The sequence below is a fragment of the Enterococcus sp. LJL90 genome (assembly GCF_056924355.1).
Window position 1 is genome coordinate 1 of record NZ_JBXPBQ010000022.1, and the last position, 12,926, is coordinate 12,926.

Consider the following 12,926-nt stretch of genomic DNA (forward strand, 5'->3'; position numbering starts at 1 on the left):
TTATAAAAGTACCCACGGAATTATATTTTGAGAATAATCTTGTTGCCATTAGAAAGTTAGTAGATTCTTATGTAGCTAAAACTAATTAGGTTAAAGTACTCCTTAATTATCAATTTGCTATAACGTAACTTATGTAAAGTAAAAGCCAGTTCACAAGATGAACCGGCTTCTTTTGATAATCGACATTATGTGAACTTACGCGTTAAATAATAGAGTTGTTACTAAGAAAAGAAAATTAACGCAATTAATAATATCGACAAGAATCCAATAAAAAATGGAGTAACGTATTTACAAACAACTTCTCTAAATTTATTCCCTACAGATTTTTCTAAATTAAATTTTGGATTACTAGCATCTTGCACAAATTCTTGAGGTGTCCTAGCAAAGAAAAGGCCATGTGTAATTTTTGTTAAACCTGCTAAAAACAATAAAAACCCTGTTGCAGCCATACCAGCATAAGCAATGTATTTTACAGTTTCAATATCCAAATGAATCACTCCCTTAATTTAAACTCATCCTTATTATATCAAAGTTTCAATAAAACTTTTTTTCTTAACTTAGGATAAGGAGGTTTATGCAAAGTACATCTATGACCTTCCATTATCGTACGAAATGTTGTACAATATTTTATATAAGAAATGGAGGGTTTCAGAATGGAAGCTATTGCTTATTCTAATTTTAGGCAAAATTTGAGAAGTTATATGAAGCAAGTGAATGAAGATGCTGATGTGTTGATTGTCACAACAAAAGATATTGAAGATACTGTTGTTGTTCTATCAAAAAGAGACTATGATTCTATGCAAGAAACTCTACGAATTTTATCAAACAACTACATTATGGATAAGATTCATAGAGGGGACAAGCAATTTGAGGAAGGAAGTTTTAGTACTCATAATTTACTTGAGGTAGACATAGATGATTAAAGCTTGGTCAGATGATGCTTGGAATGACTATATTTATTGGTATGAGCAAGGGAATAAGACCAATATAAAAAAAATCAACAAATTAATTAAAGATATTGATCGCAATCCTTTTTCAGGAATAGGCAAGCCCGAGCCACTAAAACACGATTTGTCAGGGAAATGGTCGAGAAGAATTACAGACGAACATCGTTTGATTTACGCTGTCAAAAACGAAACAATTTATTTCTATTCTGCTAAAGATCACTATTAATAAAAAAAACCCTCAAATATTTGAGGGTTTTTTACTTTTTATAATCGACTTTATGTCCGCCCATAGGTTAAAAATAGATTTGTTATTAAGAGAAAGAAATTAGCGCAATTAATGAAATAAACAGGATTCCAATAAAAAATAGAGTATAAGTAATGTAATTTATAGTTTTGATATCCAAACGAACCACTATCTTAATTTAAACTCACCTTTCTTAAATCAAATTTTAATATCTAAGTATTGATGCCCTCTTTTTTAACTTGAGAGAAGGAGAATTACGTATATTAACCTTTTGAGTATAAAATTTTATTTATTGAAATATAATTCCTTATTTTCATATATTGACAATGTGAAAATTTATGATAACATTTAAACGTAAATGAAAATTAATGGAATTAAGAAATAGGAGGAATATTATGATCAAACTAGAAGAATTAGCAAATATGGTGGATCACACTTTGTTAAAAGCAGATGCGACAAAAGAAGATTTTAAACAGTTATGTAAAGAAGCAAATGACTATGGTTTTAAAATGGTTGCTATCAATTCTTATCCTGTAGTAATGTGCAAAGAACTTTTAAAGGACAGCGAAGTTCACGTGGGTGCGGCAATAGGGTTCCCTCTTGGACAAACAACAATTGAAACGAAGGTTTTTGAAGTAAAGGATGCCATTGAAAAGGGCGCAGACGAAATTGACTACGTGATTAATATTGGCAAGCTAAAAGAAGGGGACTCTAGCTATATAAAAGCTGAAATGAAAGCGATTGTAGAAGCCTCCAGAGAGGGCGGAATTCTGAGTAAGGTTATCTTAGAGAATTGCTATTTGACAGACGAGGAAAAAATTACCGTTTGCGAAATTGCCAAGGAAATCAAGCCTGACTTTGTGAAAACTTCAACTGGTTTTGGAACAGGTGGAGCAACAATCAAAGATGTTAAATTAATGAAAAAAGTGGTAGGAAATGAAGTAAAAGTGAAAGCTGCTGGCGGAATTAGAGATTTAGATACAGCATTAGAAATGGTTGAAGCTGGAGCTGAACGCTTGGGAACGAGTTCTGGAATAAAGATTGTAGAAGAATATAAAAATCGCTTCAAATAAAATTTAGGCTGAATAGAATATCAGAGATTAGGAGCAAAATCATGTCAGAAATTCGCACAATATTGAAACCAGCATTTATAAATTTTGAATTAACTTCACAAGATAAAGAAGCAGCCATTAGAGAGCTGGCAAACACCTTTGTGACAGAAGGTGTTGTAAAAAATGAGAGCGTTTACCTTAAGGCTGTTATGCAAAGAGAAGCAGAAAGCACTACGGGAATCGGCTTTGGGGTCGCCATTCCTCACGGAAAAAGTCTAGCGGTAACGAAACCGTCACTGGCTTTTGGTAGAAGCCTACCAGGAATTTCTTATGACTCAATGGATGGCAAGCCAGTCCATTTAATCTTTTTAATTGCGGTTCCCAAAGCTTCAAATGATGAACACTTAAGGATTTTAAGTAAGCTATCACGAAAATTAATGCATGAGGATATTCGCCAAAAATTGCTGACTGCTACTGACGCTGAAGAAATTTACCAAATTTTCGAATAAGAAAGGGTAGAAATTATGAAAATAGTTAGTATTACATCCTGCTCTACAGGGATTGCACATACCTATATGGCGGCTGAAAGCTTAGAGATTGCTGCGAAAAATCGTGATATCGAGATTAAGGTCGAAACACAAGGCTCAATTGGTGCTGAGAATGTCCTGTCAGAAGCAGAAATTGCTCAAGCAGATGCAGTGATTATTGCTGCCAGTACCACGGTAAATAAGGATCGCTTTGTTGGGAAGCATCTATTAGAAGTGGATGTTAATGAAGCGATTGATCATCCAGATGATTTATTTGATCGCGCTCCTAATGCTCCTATCTATGAAAGCTCTTCAGTTGCCAAATCTGAGGGGAAATCTGAAAAAAGTGGTATTTATAGTCACTTAATGACAGGTGTTTCTTATATGATTCCCTTTGTTGTTGCTGGGGGAATTTGTATCGCCTTAGCTTTTGCTTTTGGTGGGATTAATTCAGAAGGAGAACTAGCTTCATCAATTAATGAGCTGGGTGGAATCGCAATGGGCTTAATGTGGCCAATCTTGGGAGGCTATGTGGCCTTCTCAGTTGCGGATCGTCCAGGATTAGTTCCAGGGATGGTTGCTGGGATGGTTGCTTCCAATATGAATGCTGGATTCTTGGGAGCTTTATTAGGTGGTTTCCTCGCAGGTTATACCGTTCTTGGCTTAAAGAAGGCCTTAAAATTACCTTCAGCTTTTTCGGGGTTGTTACCTGTATTAATTTTACCAGTAATTTCCGTTCTATTTGTTGGGTTAATCATGAAATTTGTTGTCGGTATTCCGATTACTGCTTTAAATGAAGGAATCACCACTTGGCTAAACGGCTTATCCGGTATGAATTCAGTGTTACTAGGCTTGCTATTGGGAGGCATGATGGCTATTGACTTAGCAGGTCCTATTGGTAAAGCAGCCTACTTCTTTGGTGTTGCCTCTTTAACGAATTTAGCCACTGGTGAAACGAGTACTATCATGGCGGCAGTTATGATTTCTGGTATGGTACCACCTTTAGCAATGGCCTTGTCTTCAACTGTTTTAGGAAAAAATCTTTACACGAAGGAAGAACGTGAAGCTGGAAAATCTGCTTGGGTCTTAGGGCTATCCTTTATCTCAGAAGGGGCTATTCCCTTTGCTGCGGCTGATCCAATTCGTGTTTTAGCTTCCGTTACAATTGGTTCGGCAATTACAGGAGGATTATCCATGATTTTCAATTGTGGTATCGCAGTTCCCCATGGGGGATTCTTTATCTTCTTAATTCCGGGAGCGGTGAACAATGTATTAATGTATGTTCTATCTCTACTAGTCGGAACAGCAATTAGTGGATTTTTAGTGACGGCAGTTAAGATGTATGCCCGTAGAAATCAGGCTACGAGTAATCAACGAATCGAGGAGGAATAGTTAACATGTCAGAAGTAATCAATATTTGCCTGATTGGTACAGGTAGAGCTGGGATGATTCATGGTAAAAATTTTGCTCGTCGAGTTGAAAATGCGAAATTAATTGCCCTTTGTGACCCTTCAAAGGAGAGCTTAGAGCTTGCTCAAAAAGAAGTTGACTGTGAATATATTTATACGGATTACCAAGAGGCCTTAAAAAATAAAAAAATCGATGCTGTCGTTATCGTGACACCAACTGTTTATCATAAAGAGATCGCAATCGCGGCAGCAAAAGCTAAAAAGCATATTCTCTGTGAGAAACCATTAGCTATGAATGAAACAGAGTGTATCGAAATGATTCAAGTTGTTGAAGAAAATCAAGTAAAGCTCCAAGTTGGCTTTATGCGCCGTTTTGATGCCAGCTTTCAGGAAGCCAAGAAGGTCGTCGAATCAGGAGTTATTGGGGATGTCGTTTTAGTTAAATCCCTAACCCATGGTCCTAGCGAACCAAAGCCTTGGATGTTTGATATTAGTAAAAGTAATGGACCGATTGGGGAAGTCAATAGTCATGATTTAGATACCCTGCGTTGGCTAACAGGTAGTGAAGTAAGTAGCATTTATGCCATTGGAGGGAATTATCGCTCTCCAGAGGTCAAAGCTGATTTTCCCGATTATTATGATACGGTTGCTATGAATTTACGTTTTTCAGATGGAAAAATTGGTCAGATCGATGGCGCACAATATGTTCAATATGGCTATGATGCTCGAACAGAAATATTGGGAACGCGAGGGAGTATCCTAGTTGGTGATCAGGGCAAACACAATATTGTTGTGGCTACCAGTGATCAAAAATTAACACAGCCAACAATGCATAGCTGGATGTATCTATTTAGAGAAGCTTATGTCACTGAAGACCAAGCATTTGTAGATTGTATATTAAAGGATACCAAACCCTTATGTACAGGTAATGATGGCTTAATGGCTGTCCGTCTAGTCAATGCCGGACTAACCTCATTGCTGGAAAATCGAATTGTAGAGGTGGAAAATTAAATGAAAGTAATTCAGTTACTAGGAAAAGAGAATATTCAATTAAAAGAACTAGAAAAACCGCAAATAACTAAGGAAGAAGTGTTGATTAAAGTTAAGTCAGCTTCCATTTGTGGCACGGATGTCCGCATGTATAAGAATGGCTATCCTACAGCTACAGAAGAAACACCTTTAACTTTAGGGCACGAAATTTCAGGAGATATTGTCGAAGTAGGCTCTGCAGTGGACTTTTATGAAGCAGGCATGCGTGTAGCTGTTGCTCCGAACATGGGCTGTGGCATCTGTGACCAATGTGTTAGTGGAAACACGCATCTATGTGAAAAATATGAAGCCTTTGGGATTAATCTTCCCGGAGGATTCGCGGAGTATTTAGTCATACCAGAAAAGGCAGTCAGACAAGGAAACATTTCCTTAATTCCCGATGAGTTATCCTATGAAGAAGCTGCCTTAATTGAGCCCTTTAGCTGTGTATTCAACGGCCAAGAAATTGCTGGAAATTTTCCTGGAGATAATGTTTTAATCATCGGATCAGGACCAATTGGCATTATGCATGCCATGTTAGCGAAAGCCAGAGGTGCCGGAAAAATTATGATGAATGATCTTTCTGAAGCACGCTTAGAGGAGGCTAAAAAAATGATTCCTGATTTAGTCACTCTAACCTCAGAGGATTTACAAAGTAAAATATTCTTTGAAACCAACAACAAAGGTGTCGATTTGTGTATCATTGCTGCGCCAGCCCCCAAAGCGCAAGAAGCAAGCTTCAACTATATGGCCATCAATGGACGCTGTTTATATTTTGGGGGATTACCAAAAGAAAAACAAGAGGTTAAATTAAACACAAATATTCTTCATTACAAGCAACTAAGAGTCTTTGGCTGTACACGAGCAAGCCTGATTGGCTACCGCACGTCAGCTCAATTAGTTGCTAGTGGGCGAATTCCATTAGCTGAGTTAATCACAAAACGCTACCCAATAGAAGAGTTCCAGATAGCATTAAACAATGCCAAAAATGCAATTGGTTTGAAAAATGTGATTGTTTTTGATTGATAGATCAGAGTAATTGCTTTCATTTTTAGTTTCTTTTATACTGAAACTGACTGAAAGGGGATAATTATGGATGAACATTTATATGCAGAAGAAAGAAAAAAATCAATTGTTAATTTAGTGAAGGAAAAAAAAAGGGTTCAAGTTGCCGAATTAGCTGAAATATTCAATGTTACTGGCTCAACTATTCGAGCTGATTTACGGGAATTAGAAAATGAAGGTTTGGTTACAAGAACTCATGGTGGTGTAATCCAGCGAGATTTCAAAAGAAGTATAGAAATTATCCCTACTAGTCGAAAATTTACGATTGAAAAATATCGAATAGCCGAAGAAACAGTTAATTTAATTGAAGAAAATGATATAATCGCAATAGACACTGGGACTTCTTGTAAGGCCTTTGCTGAAAAATTAATCAATAGCTCCTTAGCAAATCTAACTATTTTAACCTATGACCTAGAGATTGCTTTACTTTTAAGTGAGAAAACGAGCTTCCAAGTCCATATTATTGGTGGTATTATCCGAAATGGCTATCCCTATGTATCTGGTAGTTCGGTTTCTCGTGAGCTTAATGATTTTTCTGTGGATAAGGTCATTGTAGGAACAACCTCATTTGATATCAATTACGGCTATTCAACGCCTAATTACGAAACAGCAGAAATGAAAAAATGCATAATGCAGACTGGCCGCATAAAAATTGCTCTGTGTGAGTCAAGCAAAATTAATCAACGTAGCTTCAAAGAATTTGCGAGACCAAAAGCATTTAACTACCTGGTTACTGATTCTAACCTTACAAAAGAACAACAAACAGAAATTGAAAAATTGGACATAACTCTAATCATTGTCTGATTGGAAATGGGGTAGCTTAAATAATTGCTACGCTCAATCAGAAATTGTTCACATATTGCGTTCTTTTATAGGCTAATTCTTTAACCAATGCATAATTTGCCAAAAAAACCGTACTCTTTAATTTTGAGCGTACGGCTTTTTTAGTTTACCGGATTGTCAAATTGATTGCAGCATTCTTTCCTGATTTTTTTGATGAATACTGGATTCGGGAAATTTTTTTTGTTCAAATTAAAATTATTGAAGGGCTAATCATTCTTCTTTTTGAGGAGTAATCCACTAATAACGGAAATAGTCTACTTGATATAACGTAACTTATGTAAAGTAAAAGCCAGTTCAGCAAATGAACTGGCTTACTTTTATAGTTGGTAATTTATTTCCTTTTTTTTTATAAATTCTCATTCATCGATAAGAGTAACAAAAATGGTTGTATCTTCTAATGCAGTTCCTTGAATGTAGTGTTTACCATTAAAAGATAATATTTCTCCTGGAGTCAAAGTATGGTGTTCATCATTATCCAAGCTGATTGTTATTTTCCCCAAAACCACAGTAAATAAAATTTCTTGATTTTCATGATTGTGTTTAGGAATTATATCCCCTTTAGGTATAAGTTTTTTTACAGTCTTAAAGTTTCTCTTCTCTATTACCTTGCCAATTTTATTTTGTACGTTGCCGATCATATTACCAATCCTTTTAAGTTATTTTTCACTACATATTGCAATATATTTTAGTTGTTTCCCTTCATTTGTGAAAAATCCATGCATTTTTTTAAACATAGCTTTATTTTCTTTTTTCTGTCCATTCTTAATTATCCTTAGAGTATTCAGAAGACCTTCATCTTTTATCATACCTTGGAAAGACATAAGTGTCATATCACCTGTATCAGATTCTACAGAGGAAAAACCACTTTTTTTAATCAATTTTTCCCAATCTGTAACTGGTAAGGGGCATACGTTGATGTTGATAGTTGTCTTTAACTTGTCAATAACTGGAACTAAATTATCGTCATAGAAGGTGATATCGTGAGTCAACAGCTTCCCTCCTGGCTTCAATACACGATAATATTCTTTCAATGCTTTCTCTTTTGCTTTGTTATTGAGCATTGTTAGCATAGCTTCATTTATAACAATATCAAAACTATTGTCTTCAAAGGGCAATTTTAAAGCATTTCCTTGAATTAAATCAATGTATTTTTCGACATTATTATTATTTATGTTTATTTTAGCTTTTTCCAGATTTTTTTTTTCCAGATCTAAAGCAGTTATGTGACAGTGAAAAGATCTAGCTAACTCTATCGAAGTAGTACACATATTGCATGCAACATCTAATACTTTCACTTTACTCGAAAACTTTCCGTGATGAATCAACCATTTGGTAGCTGTGACTCCTCCTGGACGAAGTCGTGTTTTTCCCAACTTAGCTAAAAAATTGTGACCTACCATTTTTTCCATATCAGAGCTCCTTACTACTAATTTCCGAAATGAGAATGATTATCACTTACATCTTATCACTATGTTTATTAATTAACAAATTTCCAATCAATTTTAGGAAAGAAAACAAGTTTGCTTTATATCAAAGAAAAGTAATCTAATGAGTGATTCGACATTAGTTTTAATCTTAGTATAAGGAATTTTATGTCGACTAACTCAGGGTTTAATCGACTAACTAAAATAAATAAAATGATTTTCACTATTTTTACAACTAATCATTAATTGGAAAAACTGTTTAATATTAGTCGCTATAATCGACCCAATTATTTCTTGTTTTTTGTCTAAACCTAGACTTAATCATTTTAAATATTTTCAATCAAAAGTTTCTTTATAGAACACTATTAATTACGGGAAAGTATCAATAAATCTTTATACCATCTGGCTTTATAGCATATTTTTAAACCCATCGATTTTAGGATTCAATATTTCTATTTCCAAGCCATTTTCTTTTTCTTGTTTGACACGTGTCTCTCCCCACTCAGACATCAAGATTAGAATTTCTCGCAAACTTTTTCCTTCTGTGGTTAAAGAATACTCAACTTTTGGAGGAATTTCTTCATATTCTTGTCTTGTAATCAAATTATCTGCTTCAAGTTCTCTTAATTGTTTGGTTAATATTCGTTGAGAAATCATGGGCATACGCCGTCGCAATTCGCCATTTCTAAGCTTACCTTCACCAAGATGACACAAGATTATGGGTTTCCACTTTCCTGATATCACATCCAAAGTTGCTTCAACAGCTAAGTGATAAATTTTTTTCATGAGATTCCTCCTCTATGTGAAATAAATAAAACCAATTCATGTCGTATATTGTACAAAGTATATCATTTTTTTGGGGGGTTCCATATAAACAAGTTTGTCAGCTTTTATGAAGTAGGAACAAAAAAGTGCGTACTTCACAAATAATTTCTTGTGGGTATAATCAAAAGCAGATAAAAATAAAATTGTTTAGGAGTAGAAAAAGATGAGTAAAAGAAATTTCTTAGAACCGTATAAATTTCGAAATGGCATGGTCATCAATAATCGAATTGTAATGGCACCGATGACTACAAAATCTAGTTTTTTTGACGGAGCTTTGTCTAATGACGAAATTAATTATTACAAAATACGCTCAGGTGTGGGTATGATTATTACAGGTGTTGCAAATGTTGATGATGGTGGCAGAGGGTTTGAAGGCGAATTATCAGTGACAAACGATCGATTCATTCCTGGACTAAGAGAATTGGCGACTGCGATTAAATCAAACGGGTCAAAGGCAATTTTACAAATTTTTAGTGCTGGTCGAATGTCGACTTCTGCCATCCTAAGAGGACGACAGCCATATAGTGCAAGTGCTGTAGCAGCTCCTAGAGAAGGTGCTGAACTGCCTCGAGAGTTGACGGATTTGGAAATCAAGCAACTGATTATTGATTTTGGTCAAGCTACCAGAAGAGCTATCATTGCAGGATTTGATGGCGTAGAACTCCATGGTGCCAACACGTATTTGTTACAACAATTTGTTTCTCCTCATAGTAATCGGCGAACAGATCATTGGGGTGGTACGTTTGAAAAACGTATTCAGTTTCCTTTAGAAGTTATTAAGGAAACAAGAGCGATTGTGGAAAAATATGCTGATTCAGAATTTTTAATCGGCTATCGTTTTTCGCCAGAGGAAATTGAAGAGCCTGGCATTAGAATTGAAGACACTTTGAAATTTATCAATATACTATCAGATCAACCAATTAACTATCTGCATACTTCAATGGGGAACTTTAAGCGTTCTTCTTTAAATAATAAAAATGATAAAGAAGAGCTAACCGATAAATTTCTAAAAACTATTGCTAACCGAGTCCCTTTAATTACTGTGGGATCAATTTCAACACCAGATGAAGCTTCTTCAGTAATTGACAAAGGTTCAGATTTTGCAGCAATCGGTCGTGAGCTGATTCGTGAACCTCAATGGCTAAAAAAAGTCCAAGAACATGATGAAGCAAGCATTCGTTATCAAATTTCACCATCAGATATGAATGAACTTGGAATTCCTAGAGGATTGCAACGATCACTCTTGACTGAATTTTTAAACGTCATTAATTTTTCCAATCAATCTATTGAAGATTACTTAGATAAGCCCGCTCCAATGGAGGGCCTAACTACTGGAAAAGTGATGAATTGATCCAGATAATAACGCAGGATTTGAGTCCAATAACGACGGAATTAGTCTACTTGGTATAACGTGATTTATGTAAATTGAGAGGACAGCCCTTTAATGAGCTGGCTTCTTTTTATAAACAGCATCATATTGGATAGTAAAAAATCTGGTCAAAATCTTCTATAATCTGGTACAATTTTATGATGCCAGTTATTTTTTTCTAACTGACCACTATTTTTAAAAGAGGAGATTAAGAAAATGAATGAAGAGGATATGAAAGCACCACAAACACTCCCTAATGAAAAGGAAGTACAAGAAATTGGTTCAGAACAAAAACAGGTAGCGGATACTCCTAATTCCAATTGCACTAATTGGTAGGATTTTTTGAATTAGCTTCTTTGTAAAAATAGGGTGTACCTTAATTAGACAGTTGGAAGTTGTTAAAACTGTTACATTTCAAATGTGTGCCATGGGCGTATGAGAATAATTGAGAAAAAGATGAGTATTTGAAAATATCCTATGAACCAATTTCATCAGTTGACCAAAATTTAGAAAGACAATATGATGAATTGTAGGTTTAGAACAAGGAGCTACTCTAATCTACAATTCTATGAGTTAATTGGAAAAATTGAAAGGAATTTCATATTATGCAAAAAGTTAAACAACTTGGAACAATGCAAATGCTTGCGGAAAGTTTGCTAGAAGGTTTTGTAAAAAATAAAGACATATTGGCATTAGGCAATGTAGGTATAGGAACTGGTGAGGGGATTGATGGGGAGCTAGTTATATGGGATGGAGTCTCTTATAAGGTTGATGGGGAGGGGAATATAACAAAATTAGGTAACGAATTTCCTATTGTTTATGCTAATGTTCACAAAAATGATTTCCAATTTTTACAACACTTTGAAAATATTGCCCTATCTGATATTCAAAGTGATGTATTAAAGATTATAAATTCTAAAAATATTATGTTCTCAGTGTTAATAGAAGGTGAATTTGTTTTTGTTACTACACGGTCAGCATTTAAATCCCATAAGCCCTACCCCGGACTTGAAGAAATTGCTAAAAATCAGATTAATTTCCACAAGGAAAAAGTCAAAGGTCGAATGATTGGATATTATACTCCAGTCTTATACCAAGGTATAGGAGTTCCAAATTACCATCAACACTTTATAGCAGATAGTCTTGATTTTGGAGGCCATGTAATAGATGCCAAAATTTTATCGGCAAATGTATTCGTTCAAATGTTTAATGGGATTGACATCGAGTTACCTGTATCAAACGAAGCGTATATAAAAGCTGATTTAGCCAAACTTGACAGGCTAACTGAAATAATTAAAAAAGCTGAATAAATACGAGATTGCCAGATAAAGCGTATAAGTAAGAATAAATTTTCCTGACTTAAAAAAACACCATCCTTCTCAATCCGTTTTGAATAGGATTCACTCATCATCAGTTGGTTTAGAATAGGCAACTAGTTTCATATAAAAGGATAGCGACCTTTTTCCAGCCCCATTTGATAATCGACTGATTATTTTCATGGTGACAATGGAGGCAGTACCCCGGCTTGTAGGTCAGTGTCCCTTCAAACACGTTACAAATTTCTCCCTCAATTAACTCCTGTGAAAAGCAAGAATCAGAAAATGTCAGGTTTAAGTCTAGAATATCAAGCAGTTCTTTGATAAAATTTAAATTGGACATCTTGAAGCACCCTTTTGATTGGTTTTCGTCGACTATATTCTAAAGGATTTCAAAGTGTTTTTCTGCTTTTTTCTAAAAAAATGAAAAAAGTGTTCGCGACAATTTCTTGTCACCAACACTAGATATTATAGAGCCGATTAAAAAGCAACCAGTAAAAAACTGGTTGCTTTTTTTTTGTATTATTAAAGCTTCTGACCATACTGCAGAGTTAGAATGATAAGAAAAAATCTTGATTTTAACTTTATAAATATATCTTGTTTTAGTTAAGAATAAGAATTTTTGGTTAACTTACAATTTCTAATCAAAGTTCTCTTCTTATTTATTATATATTCTCAGTTATTTATTGTCAATACGTTTTTTTTTCTTCTTTACTGACAATTTTCAATTTAGTAGAATAAACCGTCATACAACAGAAAGGGTGTTTTTAATGAGTAGACAAGGAGAAAATATTTATCATAGAAAAGATGGTCGATGGGAAGGCAGATACATTAAGGGGCGAAAGTTAGATGGGTCTATTCGATACGGCTATGTAT

General features: G+C 34.8%; 14 protein-coding genes and 1 pseudogene. 10 read left to right on the forward strand and 5 right to left on the reverse strand.

The features are described from left to right. Positions 1-221 precede the first annotated feature (221 nt). Positions 222-488 carry a hypothetical protein gene (locus tag AC1Z3S_RS19305; protein WP_461741733.1) on the reverse strand — a complete coding sequence of 89 codons (267 nt, stop codon included), beginning with the start codon at positions 486-488 and terminating at the stop codon, positions 222-224. A gap of 165 nt (positions 489-653) precedes the next feature. Here AC1Z3S_RS19305 and AC1Z3S_RS19310 point away from each other — a divergent pair, with 165 nt between their 5' ends. The 8 genes from AC1Z3S_RS19310 (at position 654) to AC1Z3S_RS19345 (ending at position 7,077) form a co-directional block, all read left to right on the forward strand. Beyond that, on the forward strand, positions 654-923 hold the full coding sequence (locus AC1Z3S_RS19310; RefSeq protein ID WP_265460423.1) for a type II toxin-antitoxin system Phd/YefM family antitoxin: 270 nt from the start codon (positions 654-656) through the stop codon (positions 921-923). Continuing rightward, positions 916-1,173 carry a Txe/YoeB family addiction module toxin gene (locus AC1Z3S_RS19315; protein ID WP_461741734.1) on the forward strand — a complete coding sequence of 86 codons (258 nt, stop codon included), beginning with the start codon at positions 916-918 and terminating at the stop codon, positions 1,171-1,173. The genes AC1Z3S_RS19310 and AC1Z3S_RS19315 overlap by 8 nt, the downstream gene beginning before the upstream one ends. A 413-nt stretch (positions 1,174-1,586) precedes the next feature. Then, complete coding sequence (deoC, locus tag AC1Z3S_RS19320; protein WP_461741735.1) at positions 1,587-2,264, forward strand: deoxyribose-phosphate aldolase; 678 nt, start codon at positions 1,587-1,589, stop codon at positions 2,262-2,264. 41 nt (positions 2,265-2,305) lie between these two features. Next, complete coding sequence (locus AC1Z3S_RS19325) at positions 2,306-2,752, forward strand: PTS sugar transporter subunit IIA (protein WP_265460426.1); 447 nt, start codon at positions 2,306-2,308, stop codon at positions 2,750-2,752. 15 nt (positions 2,753-2,767) lie between these two features. Then, positions 2,768-4,162: a PTS fructose transporter subunit IIC gene (locus AC1Z3S_RS19330; protein ID WP_461741736.1), complete on the forward strand. Its 1,395-nt coding sequence runs from the start codon at positions 2,768-2,770 to the stop codon at positions 4,160-4,162. 5 nt (positions 4,163-4,167) lie between these two features. Then, a complete protein-coding gene (locus tag AC1Z3S_RS19335; protein ID WP_461741737.1) occupies positions 4,168-5,190 on the forward strand; it encodes a Gfo/Idh/MocA family oxidoreductase in 1,023 nt (340 codons plus the stop codon). Next, positions 5,191-6,234 (forward strand): alcohol dehydrogenase catalytic domain-containing protein, encoded by a 1,044-nt coding sequence (locus AC1Z3S_RS19340; protein WP_265460429.1) that lies wholly within the window; start codon positions 5,191-5,193, stop codon positions 6,232-6,234. 66 nt (positions 6,235-6,300) lie between these two features. Next, complete coding sequence (locus tag AC1Z3S_RS19345) at positions 6,301-7,077, forward strand: DeoR/GlpR family DNA-binding transcription regulator (protein ID WP_265460430.1); 777 nt, start codon at positions 6,301-6,303, stop codon at positions 7,075-7,077. 395 nt (positions 7,078-7,472) lie between these two features. Here the strand turns inward: AC1Z3S_RS19345 and AC1Z3S_RS19350 are convergent, their stop codons facing one another. From AC1Z3S_RS19350 to AC1Z3S_RS19360, 3 genes are all read right to left on the reverse strand, one after another. Continuing rightward, complete coding sequence (locus AC1Z3S_RS19350; RefSeq protein WP_461741738.1) at positions 7,473-7,754, reverse strand: cupin domain-containing protein; 282 nt, start codon at positions 7,752-7,754, stop codon at positions 7,473-7,475. 18 nt (positions 7,755-7,772) lie between these two features. Then, on the reverse strand, positions 7,773-8,525 hold the full coding sequence (locus AC1Z3S_RS19355; RefSeq protein ID WP_461741739.1) for a class I SAM-dependent methyltransferase: 753 nt from the start codon (positions 8,523-8,525) through the stop codon (positions 7,773-7,775). Positions 8,526-8,948: 423 nt separating this feature from the next. Further along, the gene (locus tag AC1Z3S_RS19360) at positions 8,949-9,326 is read right to left on the reverse strand and encodes a winged helix-turn-helix transcriptional regulator (RefSeq protein ID WP_461741740.1); all 378 of its coding nucleotides are present in this window, start codon (positions 9,324-9,326) and stop codon (positions 8,949-8,951) included. A 202-nt stretch (positions 9,327-9,528) separates the two neighbouring features. On the opposite strand from AC1Z3S_RS19360, the gene AC1Z3S_RS19365 reads away from it, so the two are divergent. Both AC1Z3S_RS19365 and AC1Z3S_RS19370 read left to right on the forward strand, forming a co-directional pair. Next, complete coding sequence (locus AC1Z3S_RS19365) at positions 9,529-10,716, forward strand: NADH-dependent flavin oxidoreductase (RefSeq protein WP_461741741.1); 1,188 nt, start codon at positions 9,529-9,531, stop codon at positions 10,714-10,716. Between the two features lie 623 nt (positions 10,717-11,339). Continuing rightward, complete coding sequence (locus AC1Z3S_RS19370) at positions 11,340-12,044, forward strand: acetolactate decarboxylase (protein ID WP_461741742.1); 705 nt, start codon at positions 11,340-11,342, stop codon at positions 12,042-12,044. Positions 12,045-12,165: 121 nt separating this feature from the next. Here the strand turns inward: AC1Z3S_RS19370 and AC1Z3S_RS19375 are convergent. Next, positions 12,166-12,393, reverse strand: a pseudogene (locus AC1Z3S_RS19375) (ISL3 family transposase); the annotation flags it as partial. Positions 12,394-12,926: the final 533 nt, after the last annotated feature.